This is a genomic window from Williamsia maris (assembly GCF_024171815.1).
Lineage (GTDB): Bacteria > Actinomycetota > Actinomycetes > Mycobacteriales > Mycobacteriaceae > Williamsia_A > Williamsia_A maris.
The window spans coordinates 929716-949373 of record NZ_JAMTCJ010000001.1 but is presented as its reverse complement, the minus strand read 5'-3'; the positions used below and the strand labels follow the sequence as shown (position 1 = coordinate 949373).

Sequence of the window (19658 nt, the reverse complement as noted above, 5' to 3'; positions counted from 1 at the left end):
AGTCACTTACCGAGTGGTACGTCGAGTCCTCGCCCCTTCGCGGCCCTCGTGGCGGCGTCGAGCTCGGCGACCCGTGCGTCGTGGCCGGAACGGTCCCCGTCGGAGGTCAGTGAATCGAACTCGGCCTGTACGGCGTCGCGCAACCGCTTGATCTCCGCGATCAGCGCGTCGTCGTCGAGTTCCTCGGGTGTGTGTCCCGGCGGTGTCGTCATGACCCGATGATCCATCACGGCGCCCCCTCGGGTGGGTCAATGCCACACCAACATTGGAGTAGGTGGTTCTTTCCGTGCCGTCACCGCCATTGTGTTTAATGGTCGGAGTGCGGCTGAAACAACCGGCTGCCGCGCCTGCTGTCCGTCAAGGCTGCAGGCGCGCAACCAGTTCAGCGCGCGGCAACGGAGGGTGTCGCGCCCGTGGAGGCCGACATTGAGCGACAACAACGACGTCACGACCCGCTTGACCGCGATGGCCGACAAGGCCCGTGAACTCTTCGAACAACTCCCCGCCGACGAGTCGGACCTGTTGACCTCGGTCACCGCAGCCGCCGTCGAACAGGTCCCCGGGGCCGAATGGGCCGGTATCACGCTGGTGTCCAAACGCAGGGTCGTATCGGTCGCACCGACCGACGACATCGCGAAACACGTCGATCACCTGCAGGAATCGGTAGGGGCGGGCCCGTGCGTGCAAGCGGCCACCGAATGGAGAGGCCACATCGTCCGCTCGGACGATTACGGGTCGGAGACGCGGTGGCCCGAGTTCATCGCTCTCGCGCTGAGTGAGACACCGGTCAGATCGACCATCGCGTTCCAGCTGTACCGCAGTGATGCCGCCATGGGTTCGCTGAACATCCACAGCGGTCAGCCCGGGGCTTTCACGGCCGAGGCCGAGGAGCTCGGGATCGCGGTCGCGACCCATGCTGCGCTCGCCCTGCACGCCGCGCGCCGCGAGGAGCAGTTCGCGAGTGCGCTGGCCAGTCGCGACATCATCGGGCAGGCCAAGGGAATGATCATGGAGCGCTTCGACATCGACGCGCTGCGGGCGTGGGAGCTGATCCGGCGGCTGTCGCAGGACTCGAACACCCCGGTCGTCGAGCTCGCGCGACAGCTGATCGACGCAGATCATCCGATCCCGTCGGTGCACTCGGAATCGTGACGCTGGTGCCCCCAGTAGGGCTCGAACCTACGACCTGCGGATTAAAAGTCCGTAGCTCTACCAACTGAGCTATAGGGGCATGAGCTCGCGGAAACATCCGCGGCATCGGAGAGAAGTTTACAGACGCGCACGTCGTCGGCTGACATGGCTCGACGGCTGCGTCGCGTCGGATGTCAGCGGGTCTGGCAGCGCGCTGCCTGGGCCTGACGGATCTGGGCGTCGGTGAGAGCCGGTGTCGCCAATGGCTGTCGGTTCCCGTCGGCGCGGATGCTGTCGAGCATGAGTTCGAGGTAGCGACGCCACGTGCCGGGCGCGGTCGACTGCGTGACGTCGGCGACGGCCGAGAGCATGGTGAAGAACGCGAAGAAGTCGGTGCGCTCGATCTCCGGCCGCAGGACGCCCTCGTCCACACCCCGTCGGTGCACCTGCTCGATCAGCGACGTCATCGCCAGCTTGGCCGTCTCGATGGCCGGGGCGGTGTGGTCGATACGCATCATCACCGCGGCCAATCCGCGGTCACCGGCCATCGATTCGCCCACGTACGTGAAGAGCGTGACTACCCCGTTCCACGTGTCCGGTGATTCGAGGGCAGCGGTCAGGCGGGTCGCCACCTCGTGTAGATGCTCGACGAAGACGCCCTCGATGAGCTGGTCGCGGTTGTCGAAACGGCGGTAGACGGTGCCCACGCCCACTCCCGCGTGGGCGGCCACGTCGTCGAGCGTCACCTCGAGCCCACGGTCGGCGAACAGCTCGCGAGCTGCGGCGATGATGCGCAGGCGGTTGCGTTCGGCGTCTGCGCGGAGTGGCCGGATCGCGGCCGTCCCGACAGTCGTATCGGTAGTGGTCATACTCACACCATATCAACTGGAGCTCAAACCTCCACTTAGTGCTACCGTGATCTTCGTAACCGGAGGTCGTTCCTCCGCTAGATTTCAGAACACGGAGAATCTCATGACCACATTGAGCAAAGAGCTCGACCCGCAGGGAGTCGGAGAGAGCGCAGGGGACCGGCACCACCGGCTCCGCTGGGTGATCCTCGGCGTCCTCGCACTCGCACAGCTGATGGTGGTGCTCGACGCCACCATCGTGAACATCGCACTGCCGCACGCCCAGGCGTCGCTCGGCTTCGACAATGCCGACCGTCAGTGGATCGTCACCGCCTACGCACTCGCCTTCGGCAGCCTGCTGCTGCTCGGCGGCCGCCTCTCCGACATCTTCGGCCGGCGCACCACGCTGATGGTCGGCCTGGTCGGCTTCGCCGTGATGTCCGCCGTCGGCGGCGCAGCGGTGAACTTCGAGATGCTGGTGTTCGCCCGTGCCGGCCAGGGCGTCTTCGGAGCGCTGCTCGCACCCGCGGCCCTGTCACTGCTGACCACCACCTTCACCGACCCCAAGGAGCGCGGTAAGGCGTTCGGCATCTTCGGCGCGATCGCCGGCGGTGGCGGTGCCATCGGTCTGCTGCTCGGCGGCATGCTCACCGAGTGGGCCGACTGGCGCTGGTGCCTCTACGTGAACCTGGCGATCGCCGCGATCGCACTCGTCGGCGCGTTGCTGTTCATCGGTTCGCAGAAGGCAGCCGTCCGGCCTCGTCTGGACATGCCCGGTGTCGTGACCGTCTCGGCCGCACTGTTCTCGATCGTCTACGGCTTCTCCAATGCCGAGACCAACGGCTGGGCCGACTGGGCCACCATCACCTGGCTGGTCGCCGGTGCCGTGCTCCTCGCGACGTTCGTCTACCTACAGTCCCGCACCGCGCACGCCCTGCTGCCGCTGCGCATCGTCCTCGACCGCACCCGCGGTGGTTCGTACCTGGTGGTGTTCATCGCCGGCATCGGGATGTTCGGCATCTTCCTGTTCCTCACCTACTACCTGCAGCAGAACCTCGGCTTCAGCCCCATCAGCACCGGACTCGCGTTCCTGCCGATGATCGGCGCCCTGGTGCTCACCGCGACGATGTCGACGGCAGTGTTGCTGCCCCGGTTCGGTCCGCGCTGGCTGATGACGATCGGCATGCTCGTCGCCGCCGGCGGCATGCTCTACCTGACCCAGCTGACCGAGACCAGCACCTACGCCGCGCACATCCTGCCCGGCCTGATCATCATGGGCCTCGGTATCGGGTCGTCGATGGCTCCGGCCATGCAGGGCGCCATCTCCGGTGTCTCCGCCGAGGATGCCGGCGTCGCCTCGGCCACGGTCAACACGATGCAGCAGGTCGGCGGATCCGTCGGTACCGCGTTGCTCAGCACGATCGCCTCGAGTGCCGTCGCGTCGTACCTGACCGACCACGCGTCGCAGGTGGCGTCGAACCCGCAGTACACCGGCCAGCTGGCCGCCGTGCACAGCTACACCACGGCGTTCGGATGGGCCGCGGGCATCTTCGCCATCGGCGGACTGCTCGCAGCCGCACTGGTCCGCAGCGGCAAGCTGCCGGCCACGCCGGAGGACGCGGTCGTCGTCCACGCCTGATCACAGTGGATTCCCGGGGTCGCCGAGGTCGGCGGCCCCGGGCCTGTGTCCAGCTGATTTGAGAAATAAACGGGGGATGTCCTAAGCTCATCTAGCTCCCCACGGAGATACTGGCCCCCTTCGTTTAGCGGCCTAGGACGCCGCCCTTTCAAGGCGGTAGCGCGGGTTCGAATCCCGTAGGGGGTACGCTGACCCGGCGTTCGAGGTGACAACTCGAGATACGCCGGAGCACGTGTTGTACAAGCAAGGCCCTGTGGCGCAGTTGGTTAGCGCGCCGCCCTGTCACGGCGGAGGTCGCGGGTTCGAGTCCCGTCAGGGTCGCTTTGATCTCTCTGAGGAGAGATCGTAAGCGGCAACGCAGTCCGATTTCGGTCGGTATGTTTGCCGTACGGCCAGGTAGCTCAGTCGGTACGAGCGTCCGCCTGAAAAGCGGAAGGTCGTCGGTTCGATCCCGACTCTGGCCACACATTGTTACTGCGTGACGCCTCCTTAGCCACGACCTAGTCTCGTGTGATGTCGACCGGCTGTTCACGTTCACGACTCCTCCACCCCCTCACCTTCGAGCGCCTTCCGCCCTCGTGATGAGCAACGCCGGGGACGGTGTGGATATCCCGGAACAGCTGTTGGTGCTCTTACGAGACTTCGAACTCGCGCTCGTCACCGCAGGTGTGGATTTCTGGGCGCGGCGGATCGGGGAGATCCGACCGGCCATCGCCGCAGGAGACCCCTACGCTGTGCAGCGTCTTTTCACCTCTTTCGGTGGGAGTGGCAGTTTGAACGATCTGCAGCTCGACGGCGATGCACACCGGATGAAATCGGAGATCTACCTCATTGCCGGCGAGACCTGGCGTCAGATCCGCCACGCCAACTGATGCCGATCGCCGTGTCAGCGCGCTCCGCGGAGCGCAACGGAGAGGGGCCAGTGCTCCAGCTCATGTCCCGAGTGTGCGTCGGCCGGCGCGTTCGGCGAATCCGTCGAGCGCACCGAGCACCTCTGGCGCTCGCCAGGCGCGATTGCACGCGCGATCGGTGAACTCGATGATGACACCGGCCGTCACGAGTGGGTCGATGTATCTGCGGGCGTTGCCTGTGGTGATACCGAGTTTGCGCCGCAGAGTCAGCGCGTCGAACACCGGTTGTCTGATGAGCAGATCTGCGACGCGATGGACCGCGGAGTCGCTGCGCGCAATGATCTGTGAATTCCACTGACTGCGTATCGTCCGGAGGCCGCTGACGAGGTGTCGGTCGTTGATGTCGGCGAGGATCGATGCCTCGGAGAGTCGTTCGACGATGGGGGCGGGGTTTCCCTCTCGGTAGGATCCGAGCGCCTCGAAGTAGGGGCGACGTGGGTCAACGTCGGGATGTCGCCGCGTCGCGCGAAGGCCAGCAGGTCGGCGATCGCGGGCGCAACCCGTTCGTGGTGGGGAGCGATGAAGTCGGCGCACCGAGGACCGAAAGCACCCTCCGGTGGTACCGAGTGCTTCGGCCTCGGCGATGGCGCGTGCGCATGCGGCGGATTTCTCGATGGTGGAGCTGGCCACGGACTCCGATCGGAGCAGGACCGACGCGAAGGGCGCGATCTCATCTCCGAGCTCGGCGTCGAACCTCGCCACTTCGCGACCGGCCATGTCGGCATCGGCGAGCACGCGTGCAGGCAGGTCTGTCTCGAGCTCGGCGATCATCGCCGGCACCGCGGGCCGGTAGTCGCCCGATTGGCGTCGCAGCGCGCAGATCCGCCATGGCGTAACCCGCGTCGGCCGGAATCGGCCACTGCAGCGTTTCGTAGGCGACCGCGGTTCCCCGATGTGATGCCATCGTTCGACGTAAGCATCACTTGACGACTAAGTGATGCTATCCACGGATCGCAACGTCACTTCGGCGGGCTGTGTTGAGTGAGCCGCCCCAGCCGGTAGCGGAGTTTGGGTTCGCGATCGCGGTCCGACGCCATGCCGGCCGTCCGCTCGATGTGGTCCTCGCCGAACCTGGCGAGCAGGAGATCGTCGACCAATCGGACGTGCGTGGGCGCGAATTTGTAGTCCATCGCCGCGATGACGGCGTCGACGTCGGAGGCGGCGAGGAACTCGTCGAGATCTTCGCGCACCGTGACGCCGTTCGCGGCCAACAGCGTGATCAGCCATTCGTAGGCGTTCGCGCGCCCAGGATTGACGTCCGGCAGGGCGGCGGTCAGCACCTCCTGCAGTGTGCCGATCTCGATCTCCTCTGTGGCGCGGGCATGCGCCAGATCGCTTTTGTGAAGCGCGTCGACCTCAGCGAACTGCGCGTCGGCCAGCTCGATCAGGCCGGCGGCCAGCGTGAAGGCGCGGTCGATCGGCGCCGACGGCGACGTGCGCGAACCTTTGTAGCGAATGCCGTGCTCGATCTCGGCCCACGCATGCTGCAGCACCGTGCAGATCTGTACCTCGAAGTGGAATTCGTCGTCGGCGCGGAGAATCAGGTGGGTACCGGCGTAGCCGAATGTGCCGGCGTTCTGCGTGACGGACGTCTTGTCGACCCGCTGACGCACCTCGAACGCCGACGTCAACGCCTGCTCGACGCGAGCGATGTCCGACGTCAGATAGGTGATCACCCGGACGCCCACCAGGTCGGTCACCTCGTGCAGCGGATCCGTGAAGATGGAAATCCCGAATTCGTCGAGTCGTGCGAACTTGCCGGCCGCGGAATCAGGCTCCTTGGTGCGGGACTGAACTGCGTGCACCGCGATGTAGGACTCCGTGAGTCGTGCCGTCACGGACCGTTCCATCGCCCCGGTGAGTTTCTGAAAGCGGCTGAAATCACGAAGGTATCTCTCGATTGCCGAGGTCACCGTCGCTCCCTTCTGGTCTGGACCCGGTGAAGGTCTGGACAACACCTTAGAACGATCAGTCGCACCAGCTGCGCGACACCACCGACTCGAAGCCGCGCTCCGCGGAGCGCGATCGAAGAACTCAGGCAGCAAAGCACCTGCTGCGGTGTTCACGCCTGCCGGGTGTCTCTGATCGGCGGTGACGGGGGAGTGCAAAGGTGGATCTTGAAAGGCCAACGCACACATCATGTATTCGAATCGCGCAATGTGACGCCAGAGAACGTTCTATGGTGCCTGGAGGGACAGTCGCTCGGAGGCGGCTCAGTTCGGGCCAGGCCAAAGAGGGGCTCCTGAAAGCTCGCGCTGATGGCGCGGTGCGTTATGTCGCTACACATTTCGCCGGGGACCCAGCCGATGGCTCAACGGTCCCTGGCTAACGGACAAAGGAGTCCGACATGGCAGACAACAGAGCAGTCAGCTACGCAGGAGCGGGCAAGGTCGAGGTTCACGACATCGCCTATCCCAAACTCGAGCTCGCCGACGGGCCGGGTGTCAACCCGGCCAACGTGGGTCGAAAGTGCGAACACGGCGTGATCCTCAAGGTCGTCTCGACGAACATCTGTGGGAGCGACCAGCACATGGTCCGAGGCCGCACCACCGCACCGGAAGGACTGATACTCGGCCACGAGATCACCGGTGAGATCGTGGAAGTCGGACGCGACGTCGAGTTCTTGAAGGTCGGTGACCTCTGCTCGGTCCCGTTCAACATCGCCTGCGGTCGCTGCCGCAACTGCAAAGAACGCAAGACCGGTATCTGCCTGAACGTGAACCCGGACCGGCCGGGGTCGGCGTTCGGTTACGTCGACATGGGCGGCTGGGTCGGTGGCCAGGCGGAGTACGTCATGGCACCTTATGCCGATTTCAACCTTCTGAAGTTCCCCGACCGTGATCAAGCCATGGAGAAGATCCTCGACCTGACGATGCTGTCGGACATCTTCCCGACCGGTTTCCACGGAGCGATCACTGCAGGCGCCAAGCCCGGCTCGACGGTCTACATCGCCGGCGCAGGTCCGGTGGGTCTCGCCGCAGCGGTGGGTGCGCAACTGTTGGGCGCGGCCGTCGTGATCGTCGGTGACATGAACGAGGACAGACTCGCCCAGGCGCGGTCCTTCGGGTGTGAGACGGTCGACGTCAGCAAGGGGTCACCACAAGACCAGATCGAGCAGATCCTCGGAATCCCCGAAGTCGATGCGGCCGTCGATGCCGTGGGCTTCGAGGCAAAGGGGCACGGAGCCGATTCCGGCCAGGAGGCGCCGGCCACAGTTTTGAACTCGCTGATGGATGTCACGACCGCCGGTGGCGGGATCGGTATTCCCGGGCTCTACGTGACCGGCGACCCCGGGGGTGTCGACGACGCCGCGCAGCGTGGCGCGCTCTCACTCAGTCTCGGCACCGGGTGGGCCAAGTCGCTGTCGTTCGCCACGGGACAGTGTCCGGTGATGTCGTACCACCGCGAGTTGATGAATGCGATCCTCGCCGACCGTGTCTCGATCGCCAAGGCGGTCAACGCCACGATCATCACCCTCGACGATGCACCGCGGGGCTATCAGGAGTTCGACAGCGGTGTGGCCCGGAAGTTCGTCATCGACCCACACGGCATGCTCGCTGCGTGAGGTTCACCTCGCCGAGCTGGACATCCGAGCTCAATCCTTGCGATAGCTGCGCAGCGCGAGGGGTGTCGCAACGAGTGCGAGCACCGCACACCAGATGAGTGAGCCGACGACGGAGAAGGCGAGCGGATGATCCAGCGTGTCGGTCACGGATGGCCCGAGAAGTAGACCGCGCCAGGAGTCGGTGAAGAACGTCAGGGGTTGCCATTTGGCGAAGGCCTGCACGACGCCGGGCATCGAGTCGATGGGGACGAACGCGCTGGACAGGAACGAGAACGGAACGCTGATCAAGCCGAGCCCGTTGGCCGCCTGCGCTGAGCCGCTTGCCAATCCGACCCACACGAAGATGAGGCCGGTGGTGATCGACACCAGGGCGAGCAGTGCAATCGCGGTGATCCACTGGGCCGCGCTTGCGCTGCTGCGGAATCCGACCGCGAAGCCGAGTCCGAGGGTGATGACGGCGACGCCGAAGACGAGGGCGGCATCGGCCAGGGCGCGGCCGGCCAGTACCGCTGCGTCGGGGATCGGGAGAGATCTCAGTCGGTCGTAGAGTCCGGCTGCTGCCTCCTCGGCCACGGCGACCGCTCCACCGCCGGCGTTGAACAGCACGGTGACGACGACGAAGCCCGGAGTGAAGTAGTTGACGTAAGAACTGCCGCTCGTGCTGATGGCGCCGCCGAGTACATAGCGGAACATCAGCAGAAACAGCACACTCTGCGCGATGGCGATGCCCAGTATCTGTGGGCTGCGAAGGATCTTCAGGCCGGTGCGCAGCGCGACAGCGCCGACGGTGGTGATCGCTCCGGCGGTCCCGACCGGCGTGTTCACCGATGCCGTCGGGGCGCCGGCAGTTGTGGTCGCGCTCATGCGGCTTCCTTCGGTGTGGTTGCGCTGGTGGAGTTGTCGTCCGGATCGGGGGAGCCCTCGGTCAGGTGTCCGGTCAGGGCCAGGAACACGTCGTCCAGGCTGGGTCGGCGGAGGGCCACGTCGGCGATGTCGATGCCGGCGTCGGTCAATGACCCGGCGCGGGCGAGCATCTCGGGAGCGCCGTCGCGTACCGGTGCGGTGATGCGTCGCTCGGCGTGGTCGATCGTGGGTTGGCCGCCGATCAACTCGGCTGCACGGACGAGGTCCTCGGAGTGATGGAGGCGGACGTCGAGAAGATCCTGGCCCGCTTGGGTCTTCAACTCCTCGGCAGTTCCGTTCGCCACGATCCGGCCCCGGTCGATGATCGCGATGGAATCCGCGAGCCGATCTGCCTCGTCCAGGTACTGGGTGGTCAGCATGACGTCGGTGCCCTGAGATACCAGCTCCTCCAACGCCGTCCACAACTCGTTACGGCTTCTGGGGTCTAGTCCGGTGGTCGGCTCGTCCAGCAACAGGAGCTTCGGCGCGCCGACGAGGCTGGCGCCCAGATCGAGACGCCGGCGCATCCCGCCGGAGTAGGTGCGCACCGTTCGTGAACCGGCGTCGGTGAGACCCAATTGATCGAGGACCCGGTCGGTGGCGTCGCGCGCCCCTCGACGGTCGTGCCCGAACAGTCTCGCGATCATCCTGAGGTTCTCTCGCCCGGTCAGCGCGGGGTCGACCGCCGCGAACTGCCCCGCCAGACCGATTGCCCGACGGACTGACTGGCTGTCGGTCCGAACGTCGTGGCCGGCGACACGAAGCGTGCCCGAGTCGAGACGCGTCAGCGTGGCGATGGCCCGCACCAGGGTGGTCTTGCCCGCGCCGTTCGGTCCCATTAGCGCGAACACCTGCCCCGATGGGACCTCGAGATCTACCCGATCCAGGGCCCGCACGGTGCCATAGGTCTTGATCAGGCCCTGGGCCTGCAGCATTGCTTCCATGGTGCAACCGTGCGCCCGCCGAGAACATTTGTCAACCAAATGGGTGACTAAGTGTGATGTACGGTTGACGAATGCCGGGCCCACGTCGACACCCCGAACCCTCCACGCGCGTTCGAGACGCCGAACGCAGTCGAGCGGCACTTCTGGATGCGGCTCAGGCGGAGTTCGCCGAGAAGGGGTACTCGGGCGGGCGCGTGGACGCGATCGCCACTCGGGCCGGGGTCAACAAACAGCTCATCGCGTACTACTTCGGCGGGAAGCAGGGTCTGTACAACGCGGTCACCGAACGCAGGCACGCGCTGGTGGCCGAGTTCGACACCCCGGACACACCTCTGCCCGAACTCGCACTGCGGTACTTCGCCGCGTTCGGGGACAACCCGGATCTCGAGCGGATCTTTCTGCGAGAGAACCTCGATCAGGATCCCGGGGACGTCGAGTACGAGCCCGATTCGGTCGAGGTGGTCGATCTACGCCGACGGCAGCGCGCTGGGGAGATCGGCGACGAGCTCGACCCGGCCTTCGTGTTGTTGTTCCTCGAGGCGATGACGGTGTCCGGCAGCCTCTTTCCGGCCGAGGCGAAACGCCTCACAGGTCTGGACCCGCGGTCGGCGGAGTTTCGTCAGCGGGCGGCAGAGCAGTTGAGCGCGATCGTGCGCCGATTGGGCTGACCGGGGCTGCGCTAGCGAGCGGCATCCTGCTCGGCGATGGATCCGAACACCCACCGCAGCGCCTCGTCCGTGATCGACGCGTAGGCGCTCGGATCCGCGACCGGCAGATCGTGGTCCGCCTCGAGATCGAAGCGCCGGCCCCGCAGCAGTTTCGCGGTCTCTCGTTGCAGCTTGGGTGGGCAGACGCGATCGGCTTTCAGCACCAGGACCGCGGTCGGAGCGGATGATCGCAATCCCCGATGATCCGCACGTCGGACGGCGTCCCACACGGTCGACTGCTGAATTCTCCCGGTCACCGACAACTGCTGGCGAACCCACGACCATCGCGCTGCGGCAGCGACACTGGTGCGGCCACTGGCGCGCCAGTAGCGGGCCGGCAGGGTGCGGGTGGCCTGATCGAGTCGTAGTCGATGGACAGCGGCAACCGACTGCAGGAACAGCCGCTCGCGCACCGCGACCCCGTACCGCATCGCCGCGGCCTGCACCACGACTCCCGCAACACGGCGTGGATGACGATCGGCGATGACCATGGCGGTGATACCGCCGAGCGAGTACCCGCACACCACCGCCCGCTCGACGCCGAGCTGGTCCAACACCGCGACCACATCATCGGCGGCCGCGTCGAAGGTGAACTCGTCGACGCGGATTCCCGTCCCATGGTTCGGGAGGTCGAAGGTGATCGCCGGCCGGTCCGCGCCGAACAGATCCGCGAGCGCGAAGAAGTTGACGTCCGCCACGAGGGTGATGCCGTGCAGGAGCACGACGGGCATCGTGGTCGACGCCGCGATGCCCGGCGTGTGCCGCACGGTGAGGCGGCCGCGTTCGCCGAGGTCGACGACGGTCGTCTCGGTCCACGGCACCACGGGCGCCGGTAGCTGTGGCACGGCGCGCGTCGGTGCGAACATGGCCACGACGGAGCGGAGGTCCGACCACGCCGCGCTCACGGATGGGCCGTGTCGGTGGATGTCGGGTCAGTCAGATTCCGCCGCAGCACCTTTCCGGTCGCATTGCGCGGCAGCTCGGAGACGAACACGACGTCACGGGGCACCTTGTATCGCGCCAGGTTGTCCTTGACGTGGGCGCGAACCGCGTCAGCGTCGAGGGTGTGGCCCGGCGCGACAACGACGTGCGCGCGTAGACGAGAGCCGTAGTCGGGGTCGTCCACGCCGACGACGGCCGCCTCGAGAATGTGCGGGTGTTCGGTCAGGAGGTTCTCCACCTCGAGCGGATAGACGTTCTCCCCGCCCGAGACGATCATGTCGTCGTCGCGGCCGTCGATGAAGAACAATCCTTCGTCGTCGACGTGCCCGACGTCGCCGGTCGACAACTTGCCGTCGGCGATCTCCTTGTGGCGACCGTCGGTGTATCCGCTGAAACTGAGTGCGCTGCGGGCGAATACGCGGCCAACCACGCCGGGTTCGGTGATCGGTAGGCCTGCATCGTCGAGGACGGACACCTGACACCCCACCGGGGGTCGGCCGACGGTGCCGGGCGCACGCCGCAGTTCGTCAGGTGTGGCCACCAGGGCGACGGCGACCTCGGTCGACCCGTACAGGTTGTGCAGCACCGGACCGAATGCCACCGCAGCGCGGCGGCTCAGGTCGATCGGCAATGCCGAACCGGCGGAGAGGATCACCGACAACGAGCTCGTGTCGTGGCGGGCGAGCACGTCGGGGTCGAGGTCGAGGATCCGCTGCAGCATCGTCGGCACCAGGATCAGTGACGCGGCTCGATGCTCGGCGACCGCAGCCACGGTGGCCTCGGCGTCGAATCGACGACGGAGCACGACGGTACATCCCAGCGCCAGGCCCAGGATGAACTGGGACAATCCGGTGCCGTGGAAGATCGGTGCCGCCATCACCATCGGGCGACCGCTGGGAAGCGGGACACGGTCGAGAAATGCCGCCGACTGCAGGATCGAGACACGCTCGCGAGGAGCGCCTTTCGGAGTGCCGGTCGTGCCACTGCTGAGCAGCACCAACCCGCCGGGAGTCGTGGGCGGGGTCAACGGTCGTGTCGAGTGGGTGACGACAGGGCCCGGGTGGGTGAGCATCCGTGGCACCGAGGCGGGTACGGCCTCGACCACCGTCGCGAAGTCGACGTCGTGGATGAGCATGGCCACACCCTCGCGATCGACCACCTCGGCAAGCTGCGGCCCGGCCGTTCCGGTGTTCAGCAGTACGAGGCGGGCCCCGATCTTCGCGGCCGCGAGCATGGGGACCACCAGACCGCGATGATCTCGCGCGAGCACCGCCACGACCGATGTCTCGCCCAATCCACCCTCCACGAGTGCCCGGGCCAGTGCGTTCGACGATTCGTCGAGTTCGCGGTGGGTCACCGGACCGTCGTCGTCGACGATGGCGACGGCATCGGGCGACAGCCAGGCGCGATGCGCGACGGTGCCGGCCAGTGGACCCCACTTCTCCGCGCACCGGTACGCGTGCAGGGCGTGGTCCGGTCGGCGCAGGTCGAAGAGTCCCCGCCTGACCAGCACGGACACACCACGAACGCCCTCCACCGAGGCCTCGACCGCGGAACGTGCGCCCGTCACCAGGTGGCTACCGATGGTCATGGGAGCGCCCGGCGGCCGGTCACGGAAGGGATTTCGGCGGCACGGCGTAGTCGTCTCACATCCCGCACTCTATTACGGACAAAAGCTGTCTGTATATAGGTTCAGCGAGAATGCCGTGAAGTGGTGGCGGCCGCGAGGACGCGATCGGTGACCGCGGTGGGTGTCATTCCCACCATGAGCTTCTGTGCACGACTTGCCGCGTCGAGGACGTAGCGGCGCCTGGGTCGCGACGACGTGAGTGCGTGTTCGACGGCCTTGGTGACACGTTTCGGGTCGGCGGCGAGTTTCTGCATGCGGCCCAGCAGCTTTCGGCTCCCCGTCAGATGCGCGGCGTAGAGGTCGCGGATCTCGTCGGTCAGTTTGGCGGCCATCGCGTCGTGGTCGTCGAGCATCCCGCCCCACATGTCGGTCTTGATCGGACCGGGCTCGACGAGTGAGACGGGGATCTTCCAGGGCCGCAGCTCCATCCGTAGGGCATCGGCCAGTGATTCCACGGCGTACTTCGACGCGCTGTAGGCGCCGGTGCCGGGGGTCGTGATCAGACCGCTGACCGACGAGATGAACACGATCCGGCCATGGCCGGCTCGCAGAGCCGGGAGGACCGCCTGCGTGACCGCGATCTGCGACACGACGTTGACGTCGAACTGCTTCGACAACTCGTCCATCGACAGCCCCTCGACGGGTCCGCTGACGATGATGCCTGCGTTGTTCACGACCCCGTCCAGCGTCGTCGGGAGATGCTGGGGAAGTGCGGCGATGGCGTCACGATCGGTGATGTCGAGGGGGATGCCGATGACGTTGTCGAGCGCGTCGAGTTCGGCGAGGGCCGAGGAGGAGCGGGCGGTGGCGTACACCGTCCACCCTGCGGCACTCATTCGCTTGGTGATCGCAAGGCCGATACCGCGTCCTGCTCCGGTGACCAGTACTGAAGACATGTCGAACCTTTCGTGTGAGTGGAGAGGAGACCGGGATTGCCGGTGGCAGCCGCGGATCAGTCGTGGGTGATGACGACCTTGCCGCCTCGTGACTTGCCGGCATCGACGTAGGCGATGGCCTCGTGGGTCTGATCGAACGAAAAGGTCGTGTCCACGACCGGTCGCAGGTGTCCGGCCTCGTAGAGGACTGCCAATGACGCGAGCTGCGCACCATCGGCGCGCATGAAGAAGAATGAGTACGTCACGCCGGCCATCTTCGCTGCCGCGCGTACCTTCCGGCTGAGCAACGACAGCACCCACTCGAACGGTTTGGGCGCGTTGAGCTGCTTCGCGAATCCCGCATCAGGCGGCCCGGTGACACCGAGGGCGAGTCCACCGGGTTTCAGGACAGTCAGTGTCTTCATGAGGTTGTCGCCGCCGACGGCGTCGATGGCCAGGTCGTAACCGGAGAGCACGTCGGCGAAGTCGGCCTTCCGGTAGTCGACCACGACATCGGCTCCCAGAGCGGTCACCAGGTCGATCGAGCTGGTTCCTGCCGTGGTGGCCACATGCGCACCGAGGTACTTGGCCAGTTGGATGACCGTCGAACCGAGTCCGCCGGCTCCGCCGTGTACCAGCACCCTCGACCCAGGGCCGACGTTGCCGCGCTCGACCAGGATCTGCCAGGCCGCGAGCGCCACCAGCGGGACCGCCGCCGCCTCGGTGAACGACAGGTTCGACGGTTTGCGTGCGACATCCGCCTCGTCGATGGCGATGAACTCGGCGAAGGTGCCGATGTGCAGATCCCGGGGGCGGGAGTAGACGTCGTCGCCGATCGCGAACCCGGTGACCGCACTGCCGATCTTGATCACGGTTCCCGCGACGTCGTGGCCCAGGACGAGCGGCAACCTGTACTTGAGCAGCTGCTTGAACTCACCGCTGCGCACCAACGTGTCCAGCGGGTTGACGCTCGCGGCAACGACTTTGACGAGCACATCGCGCGGTCCTACCGCGGGGACGGACACCTCGGCGGCGTGGACCGGGCCCTTGTACTTGTCGATGACGAACGCTTTCAACGGATCCTCTTCTCGGGTCGAGCAGACGTGAGATCGCTCAGGATCCGGTTCGCGCTCCGGTTCCCGAGCCACGCTCCACTTACAAGTGGAGCGTCGCGACAAAAGTGGAGCGCGAAGTCCGAGCGAGCATCACCGCAGGAGGTCACGACGAGGCCCCGACGGTGCGCAGGCCCGGGTACATGTCCTCGATGGTCCCGCTCAGGCCGACCTTGGCGCCGGCGGTGAGGGCGTCGCCGATCACCTCGTAACCGCCTGCGGCAACCGTGTCGTAGATCTGCGCGACAAGATCCGCCGGCGCCAACTTGGGGCACTCTGCGTCGGCCGCCATCGCGGTGTCGACGTATCCCATGTGCACGCCGACGACGTGGACACCCTTCGGCGCGAGCTCCAGGCGCAGCGAGTTGGTCGCCGACCACAGCGCCGCTTTCGACGCGCTGTAGACGCCACCGAAGGCGAACCAGCTGGCCACCGAGTGGATGTCGATGAGCACGGCGTCACGGGCGGCGTAGAGCGCCGGGGTGAACGCCTGCGCGAGCAGGACCGGCCCGAAAAAGTTGGTCTCCATGTTGGCGCGCAGGTCGGCCTCGGGCAGTTCGACGAGACTGGCCGTGGGTGGGACCGCGCCGGCGTTGTTGATGAGCACCGTCACATCGGGTGCGGCCGCGACGGCGGCGGCGATGGATTCGCCGTCGGTGACATCGAGGCGCAGCGGGACGACGCGCTCGTCGTCCCAGTCGCGGGGAGATCGCGCTGCGGCGTACACCTTTCGGGCGCCGAGTTCCAGGGCCTGGGTGACGAACTGCCGGCCGAGGCCGCCGTTGGCTCCGGTCACGAGGACCACGGAGTCGTGGAGAGTGGGCATGGTGATGACTTTCTGTCGGGATGAGTCGGCACCCGCGGCGCCGACGGGTGATCGCGTGCGGTCAGTCCGCGAGGAATTCCAGTGCGGCCGAGACGAATTGGTGGTGCTCCTGGAAGATTCCGCCGTGACCGGCGTCCGGATAGATCCGCAGGGTCGCATTCGGGAGACGTCGGGCCAGGTCGTGTGAGTTGCTCGTCGGCACCATACGGTCGTCGTCCCCGTTGGCCACCAGCACCGGATGCGTGATCGTGCTCAGATCGGCCGGGGTCTGCAATGCCCAGGTGTGAATGGCGCGCAACTGGGTCCGGAACACCTTTACCGACACCGCGTCGTCACGGTTCTCGGTCCGCTCTTTCAACCGTGCGATGAACTCACGCGATCGAGCCTTGCCGTTCTCGGTGCGAGTGAAGAAGAGATTCTGCTTCGGATCCTTGCCCGTGAGAACCGCTTTGATCGAGTCGGTGTACGACACCCGCGTCACCTTGTCGATGCCCACACCCCCGGCGGGACCGGTGCCGGTCAGGATGACCTTGCCGACCAGCTCGGGCCGGAGAGCGAGGATGACCTGGGCGATGAAGCCGCCCATCGAGAAGCCGAGCAGGTCGACCTTCTCGAGTCCCATCGCGTCGATGAACGCGATCGCGTCGGCGGCCATGGCCTCGATGGTGTCGGGGGTGGTGCCCCCGGATGCGCCCACGCCCCGGTTGTCGAACGCGACCACCCGGTGGTGTGCGGCGATCCCGTCGATCACTCGCGGGTCCCAGTTGTCGAGGTTTGCGGTGAGGTGGTGGAGGAAGACGACGGGTACGCCGCGGTCCGGACCGTAGGCCCGGTAGGCGAAGTCGGTGCCTCCGACCGAGACGGTGCGCGTGGGGACGTTGGCCCACAACACCTTCGGATCGCCGGTCGACGGGCGTGTGTGGTTGGTGGCGTGCTCGTTGCTGCTCATTGCTGACCTCTTCGACGCTGTAAACTGATCGGTGTACTGACGACGATAAGTGGTCGTCTCGCATTTGTAAACCGATCGGTGTAAATTTGGCACCGATATCAGTGAGAACGAAGTGAGCGGTGATCCAGATGGCCAATGCGACGCGAAGCCAACCCAGTCGGCCCGCGGGCCGACCGGGCCCGAGGGACCGCATCCTGTCGGCGGCTGCCGGGCTGTTCTACGTCGAGGGCATCAACGCCACGGGAGTGGAGCTGATCGCATCCGAGGCGGACGTGTCCAAGAGGACGTTGTACAAATATTTCCCGAGCAAGGTGAACCTGGTCGAGCAGTACCTGACGTTCCTGCGCGGGATGGTCGTCGATCCCCGGCAGGCGCAGGGCGCCGGTCCGCGTGAACGTCTCATGCTGCTGTTCGAGATACCGCAACCCGGTGGTGGCCGGCTCCGCGGATGCCCGTTCCACAATGCGGCCGTGGAGGCCGCCTCGGTGATGCCTGAGGTCACCGAGTTCGTCCACACGCAGAAAAAGGCTTTCGCCGAAGCGATCATCGACCTGTGTCGGGACCTCGGAGTCGACGATCCGGACCGACTCGGACATCAGATCGCGCTTCTCTATGAGGGTGCCGCCGCGTTGTCGACATCGCTCGACGATGTCGAGCCATGGGTGGTCGCCCGATCAACCGTCGAGATGCTGCTCGATCAGGCGCATCAGGGGTGACGACCAGCGGCCGGGCGGGAGGCGACGGACTCGTCGCGCCTCCCGCCCGGTCGGATCACGCCGTGGGTCAGGCCTTCTGGAGCAGATCGATGAGCGCGGTTGCGGCCTCGGCTGACGAGTTGGGGTTCTGGCCGGTGATGAGGATGCCGTCGCGGACGACGTACGACGCCCAATCCGGCCCCTTGCTGTAGTCGCCGCCCAGCTTGATCAGTTCGTCCTCGACGAGGAACGGGACGATGTCGGTCAGCCCGACGCCGTCTTCCTCACCGTTGGTGAAGCCGGTGACGGTGCGGCCCTTCACGAGCGGTTGTCCGTCGGGGCTGGTGACGTGCCGCAGGACGCCGGGTGCGTGACAGACGAGGGCGACCGGGATGTCGGCGCGCAGGGCGGTTTCGATGAGGCCGATCGAGTCGCGATCCTCGGCGAGATCCCACAGTGGTCCGTGTCCGCCGGGGTAGAAGACGGCGTCGAAGTCGTTCGGCCTGACCGACTTCAGCTCGACGGTCTCGGCGAGTTGGGCTTTCGCGGCGTCGTCCGCCTCGAAGCGGTGGGTGTCGTCGGTCTGGAAGTCGGGCTCGTTGCTCTTCGGGTCCAGGGGCGGTTGTCCGCCGGCGGGCGATGCGAGCACGATCTCGGCGCCCGCGTCCTTGAACCGGAAGTAGGGTGCGGCGAGTTCCTCGAGCCAGAACCCGGTCTTCTTGCCGGTGTCGCCCAGCGCGTCGTGCGACGTGAGAACCATCAGAATCTTCATCTATCTCTCCTTTGTGAGGGTCAGATACCCAGAACCGTGCGTGTGTGGGCCAACGCGCTGTCCATCGACGTGGTGGAGCGATTCACCTTGGCGACCACGCTTGCGCCGAGCCACAACTCATAGAGCGCCGAGGCTGTCGCCGCAGGGTCGCCGGGCGATGACACCGATCCGTCGTCGAGCCCGGCGCGTATCGCCCGCTCGATCCGGTTCGTGATCTCGCCGATCCCGTCACGCAGCGCGACTCGCATCGACTCGGACAGGTCGGCGACCTCCGCGCCCAACTTGACCGCCAAGCACTTGCCCTGGCAGTCGAAGCTGCTCTGCGACTCGATCCACGAAGCGAAGTACAAGCCGATCCGCTCGGCCCAGGTGTGATCGTCGCGACTGAGTATCTCGTCGAAATCGGCGAGGTACCCCTCGAAGTACGACCGCAGCATCGCCTCGCCGAGGGCGTCCTTCGATGCGAAATGGTAGTAGAACGATCCCTTCGGCACGTGAGCTGCCGTCAGGATCTCGTTGAGACCGACTGCCGTGTAACCCTTTCGGGCCATCAGAACCTGCGAGCACGCGATGATCACCTCGCGGGTCTCGGACTGTTCGGTCACGGTCATGAGAATGACCCTACGCGCTAGTAGACCAGTCGTCTACCGGTTCGGGTTCATCTCCGTTCCGACGTCGGTCCAGGCCGAGTCCGGTCCGCGTGCCCGCCAGATCGCTGCCGACTGTCGGCCGACGTCGGGGTCGTGTGTCTGCTGGAAGTTGCGACCTCCGCGGGCGAACGTCCGCAGGGTCGCCGCGGGCACCTCGTGTTCGGGAACGGGGTCGGCTGTCCATCGGCAGTCCCGCACGTAGGTCAGGTCGGCGGCGACGGCCCCGGAGCCGTGATCCTCACGCAGCGGGCCGGAGAGACGGCCCAGGAAAAATGCACCGTCGTCGGTTCGCGTCCAGACGAACGCCCCGTCGGGTACGTGCTCGAATCGATCGACGCGGCGCAGAGAACGCTCGTCGCTCGCCGACATCCCGCACACGCCATGCTCGAGGGCACGGTCGGCGCCGCCGATCATGGGCGCGCGGTATACGCCGGTTGCGGAGGCGGGCTCTGACGATGCGGGCACCTCGTCAGTCTAGGAATTCGATCCCACGAATCCGGTCGTTCACCGCGGTTCGATCGCCGTGGGGGAGTGACCCCCGGTCCAGGTACTGCCAGGT

21 protein-coding genes and 4 tRNA genes are annotated in these 19658 nt (G+C 66.1%); 9 read left to right on the top strand and 16 right to left on the bottom strand.

The genetic code is table 11. The features are described 5' to 3' along the window. Positions 1 to 2 precede the first annotated feature (2 nt). Positions 3 to 212 carry a hypothetical protein gene (locus tag LX13_RS04480; protein WP_253660083.1) on the bottom strand — a complete coding sequence of 70 codons (210 nt, stop codon included), beginning with the start codon at positions 210 to 212 and terminating at the stop codon, positions 3 to 5. Between the two features lie 214 nt (positions 213 to 426). On the opposite strand from LX13_RS04480, the gene LX13_RS04475 reads away from it, so the two are divergent. Beyond that, positions 427 to 1152, top strand: a complete 726-nt coding sequence (locus LX13_RS04475; protein ID WP_253660082.1) for a GAF and ANTAR domain-containing protein — start codon at positions 427 to 429, stop codon at positions 1150 to 1152. A gap of 3 nt (positions 1153 to 1155) precedes the next feature. On the opposite strand, the gene LX13_RS04470 is transcribed toward LX13_RS04475, so the two are convergent. After that, positions 1156 to 1231, bottom strand: a tRNA-Lys gene (locus tag LX13_RS04470). 94 nt (positions 1232 to 1325) lie between these two features. Further along, positions 1326 to 2000 carry a TetR/AcrR family transcriptional regulator gene (locus LX13_RS04465; protein WP_253660081.1) on the bottom strand — a complete coding sequence of 225 codons (675 nt, stop codon included), beginning with the start codon at positions 1998 to 2000 and terminating at the stop codon, positions 1326 to 1328. 103 nt (positions 2001 to 2103) lie between these two features. On the opposite strand from LX13_RS04465, the gene LX13_RS04460 reads away from it, so the two are divergent. The 5 genes from LX13_RS04460 to LX13_RS04440 all read left to right on the top strand — a co-directional run bounded on the left by LX13_RS04460 (position 2104) and on the right by LX13_RS04440 (position 4490). Beyond that, complete coding sequence (locus LX13_RS04460) at positions 2104 to 3618, top strand: DHA2 family efflux MFS transporter permease subunit (protein WP_253660080.1); 1515 nt, start codon at positions 2104 to 2106, stop codon at positions 3616 to 3618. A 113-nt stretch (positions 3619 to 3731) separates the two neighbouring features. Further along, positions 3732 to 3804 (top strand) — tRNA-Glu (locus LX13_RS04455). 61 nt (positions 3805 to 3865) lie between these two features. Then, positions 3866 to 3939: transfer RNA gene (locus LX13_RS04450), tRNA-Asp, on the top strand. Positions 3940 to 4008: 69 nt separating this feature from the next. Continuing rightward, positions 4009 to 4082 (top strand) — tRNA-Phe (locus LX13_RS04445). 117 nt (positions 4083 to 4199) lie between these two features. After that, positions 4200 to 4490 (top strand): DUF6966 domain-containing protein, encoded by a 291-nt coding sequence (locus LX13_RS04440; RefSeq protein WP_253660079.1) that lies wholly within the window; start codon positions 4200 to 4202, stop codon positions 4488 to 4490. Between the two features lie 60 nt (positions 4491 to 4550). On the opposite strand, the gene LX13_RS04435 is transcribed toward LX13_RS04440, so the two are convergent. Together LX13_RS04435 and LX13_RS04430 are read right to left on the bottom strand one after the other, a co-directional pair. Continuing rightward, on the bottom strand, positions 4551 to 5300 hold the full coding sequence (locus tag LX13_RS04435) for a hypothetical protein (RefSeq protein ID WP_253660078.1): 750 nt from the start codon (positions 5298 to 5300) through the stop codon (positions 4551 to 4553). Between the two features lie 188 nt (positions 5301 to 5488). Further along, positions 5489 to 6667, bottom strand: coding sequence for a GTP pyrophosphokinase (locus LX13_RS04430; RefSeq protein ID WP_253660077.1), 1179 nt, complete (start codon positions 6665 to 6667; stop codon positions 5489 to 5491). 209 nt (positions 6668 to 6876) lie between these two features. On the opposite strand from LX13_RS04430, the gene fdhA reads away from it, so the two are divergent. Continuing rightward, a complete protein-coding gene (gene fdhA, locus LX13_RS04425; protein ID WP_253660076.1) occupies positions 6877 to 8094 on the top strand; it encodes a formaldehyde dehydrogenase, glutathione-independent in 1218 nt (405 codons plus the stop codon). A 30-nt stretch (positions 8095 to 8124) separates the two neighbouring features. Here the strand turns inward: fdhA and LX13_RS04420 are convergent, their stop codons facing one another. Together LX13_RS04420 and LX13_RS04415 are read right to left on the bottom strand one after the other, a co-directional pair. After that, positions 8125 to 8958: an ABC transporter permease gene (locus tag LX13_RS04420; protein WP_253660075.1), complete on the bottom strand. Its 834-nt coding sequence runs from the start codon at positions 8956 to 8958 to the stop codon at positions 8125 to 8127. Further along, positions 8955 to 9941, bottom strand: coding sequence for an ATP-binding cassette domain-containing protein (locus LX13_RS04415; protein ID WP_253660074.1), 987 nt, complete (start codon positions 9939 to 9941; stop codon positions 8955 to 8957). Before LX13_RS04415 ends, LX13_RS04420 begins: the two co-directional genes overlap by 4 nt. Before the next feature lie 71 nt (positions 9942 to 10012). Here LX13_RS04415 and LX13_RS04410 point away from each other — a divergent pair, with 71 nt between their 5' ends. Continuing rightward, positions 10013 to 10609 (top strand): TetR/AcrR family transcriptional regulator, encoded by a 597-nt coding sequence (locus tag LX13_RS04410; RefSeq protein ID WP_253660073.1) that lies wholly within the window; start codon positions 10013 to 10015, stop codon positions 10607 to 10609. An 11-nt stretch (positions 10610 to 10620) separates the two neighbouring features. Here LX13_RS04410 and LX13_RS04405 read toward each other — a convergent pair whose 3' ends face one another. The 6 genes from LX13_RS04405 to LX13_RS04380 form a co-directional block, all read right to left on the bottom strand. Then, positions 10621 to 11514: an alpha/beta fold hydrolase gene (locus LX13_RS04405; RefSeq protein ID WP_253660072.1), complete on the bottom strand. Its 894-nt coding sequence runs from the start codon at positions 11512 to 11514 to the stop codon at positions 10621 to 10623. A gap of 35 nt (positions 11515 to 11549) precedes the next feature. Further along, positions 11550 to 13181 (bottom strand): AMP-binding protein, encoded by a 1632-nt coding sequence (locus LX13_RS04400; RefSeq protein WP_253660071.1) that lies wholly within the window; start codon positions 13179 to 13181, stop codon positions 11550 to 11552. Between the two features lie 101 nt (positions 13182 to 13282). After that, positions 13283 to 14116, bottom strand: a complete 834-nt coding sequence (locus LX13_RS04395) for an SDR family oxidoreductase (protein ID WP_253660070.1) — start codon at positions 14114 to 14116, stop codon at positions 13283 to 13285. A gap of 56 nt (positions 14117 to 14172) precedes the next feature. Further along, positions 14173 to 15171 (bottom strand): NADP-dependent oxidoreductase, encoded by a 999-nt coding sequence (locus LX13_RS04390; RefSeq protein WP_253660069.1) that lies wholly within the window; start codon positions 15169 to 15171, stop codon positions 14173 to 14175. A 142-nt stretch (positions 15172 to 15313) separates the two neighbouring features. Next, positions 15314 to 16033, bottom strand: a complete 720-nt coding sequence (locus LX13_RS04385; protein WP_253660068.1) for an SDR family oxidoreductase — start codon at positions 16031 to 16033, stop codon at positions 15314 to 15316. Positions 16034 to 16094: 61 nt separating this feature from the next. Beyond that, positions 16095 to 16982, bottom strand: coding sequence for an alpha/beta fold hydrolase (locus tag LX13_RS04380; RefSeq protein ID WP_253660067.1), 888 nt, complete (start codon positions 16980 to 16982; stop codon positions 16095 to 16097). Between the two features lie 128 nt (positions 16983 to 17110). On the opposite strand from LX13_RS04380, the gene LX13_RS04375 reads away from it, so the two are divergent. Then, complete coding sequence (locus LX13_RS04375; RefSeq protein ID WP_253660066.1) at positions 17111 to 17698, top strand: TetR/AcrR family transcriptional regulator; 588 nt, start codon at positions 17111 to 17113, stop codon at positions 17696 to 17698. A gap of 67 nt (positions 17699 to 17765) precedes the next feature. Here the strand turns inward: LX13_RS04375 and LX13_RS04370 are convergent, their stop codons facing one another. From LX13_RS04370 to LX13_RS04360, 3 genes are read right to left on the bottom strand one after another with little or no spacing between them, the layout of a single operon-like run. Further along, positions 17766 to 18449, bottom strand: a complete 684-nt coding sequence (locus tag LX13_RS04370) for a type 1 glutamine amidotransferase domain-containing protein (protein WP_253660065.1) — start codon at positions 18447 to 18449, stop codon at positions 17766 to 17768. 20 nt (positions 18450 to 18469) lie between these two features. Continuing rightward, positions 18470 to 19060 (bottom strand): TetR/AcrR family transcriptional regulator, encoded by a 591-nt coding sequence (locus tag LX13_RS04365; protein WP_253660064.1) that lies wholly within the window; start codon positions 19058 to 19060, stop codon positions 18470 to 18472. A gap of 33 nt (positions 19061 to 19093) precedes the next feature. Further along, positions 19094 to 19564 carry a GAF domain-containing protein gene (locus LX13_RS04360; RefSeq protein WP_253660063.1) on the bottom strand — a complete coding sequence of 157 codons (471 nt, stop codon included), beginning with the start codon at positions 19562 to 19564 and terminating at the stop codon, positions 19094 to 19096. Positions 19565 to 19658: the final 94 nt, after the last annotated feature.

Bases quoted from the DNA above. Each gene is read 5' to 3' on its own strand.
- LX13_RS04480 (WP_253660083.1), bottom strand. From the start codon at position 212: ATGACGACACCGCCGGGACACACACCCGAGGAACTCGACGACGACGCG.
- LX13_RS04465 (WP_253660081.1), bottom strand. From the start codon at position 2,000: ATGACCACTACCGATACGACTGTCGGGACGGCCGCGATCCGGCCACTC.
- LX13_RS04460 (WP_253660080.1), top strand. From the start codon at position 2,104: ATGACCACATTGAGCAAAGAGCTCGACCCGCAGGGAGTCGGAGAGAGC.
- LX13_RS04440 (WP_253660079.1), top strand. From the start codon at position 4,200: ATGAGCAACGCCGGGGACGGTGTGGATATCCCGGAACAGCTGTTGGTG.
- LX13_RS04435 (WP_253660078.1), bottom strand. From the start codon at position 5,300: ATGATCGCCGAGCTCGAGACAGACCTGCCTGCACGCGTGCTCGCCGAT.
- LX13_RS04430 (WP_253660077.1), bottom strand. From the start codon at position 6,667: ATGTGTGCGTTGGCCTTTCAAGATCCACCTTTGCACTCCCCCGTCACC.
- fdhA (WP_253660076.1), top strand. From the start codon at position 6,877: ATGGCAGACAACAGAGCAGTCAGCTACGCAGGAGCGGGCAAGGTCGAG.
- LX13_RS04420 (WP_253660075.1), bottom strand. From the start codon at position 8,958: ATGAGCGCGACCACAACTGCCGGCGCCCCGACGGCATCGGTGAACACG.
- LX13_RS04415 (WP_253660074.1), bottom strand. From the start codon at position 9,941: ATGGAAGCAATGCTGCAGGCCCAGGGCCTGATCAAGACCTATGGCACC.
- LX13_RS04410 (WP_253660073.1), top strand. From the start codon at position 10,013: ATGCCGGGCCCACGTCGACACCCCGAACCCTCCACGCGCGTTCGAGAC.
- LX13_RS04405 (WP_253660072.1), bottom strand. From the start codon at position 11,514: ATGTTCGCACCGACGCGCGCCGTGCCACAGCTACCGGCGCCCGTGGTG.
- LX13_RS04400 (WP_253660071.1), bottom strand. From the start codon at position 13,181: ATGACCATCGGTAGCCACCTGGTGACGGGCGCACGTTCCGCGGTCGAG.
- LX13_RS04395 (WP_253660070.1), bottom strand. From the start codon at position 14,116: ATGTCTTCAGTACTGGTCACCGGAGCAGGACGCGGTATCGGCCTTGCG.
- LX13_RS04385 (WP_253660068.1), bottom strand. From the start codon at position 16,033: ATGCCCACTCTCCACGACTCCGTGGTCCTCGTGACCGGAGCCAACGGC.
- LX13_RS04380 (WP_253660067.1), bottom strand. From the start codon at position 16,982: ATGAGCAGCAACGAGCACGCCACCAACCACACACGCCCGTCGACCGGC.
- LX13_RS04375 (WP_253660066.1), top strand. From the start codon at position 17,111: ATGGCCAATGCGACGCGAAGCCAACCCAGTCGGCCCGCGGGCCGACCG.
- LX13_RS04370 (WP_253660065.1), bottom strand. From the start codon at position 18,449: ATGAAGATTCTGATGGTTCTCACGTCGCACGACGCGCTGGGCGACACC.
- LX13_RS04365 (WP_253660064.1), bottom strand. From the start codon at position 19,060: ATGACCGTGACCGAACAGTCCGAGACCCGCGAGGTGATCATCGCGTGC.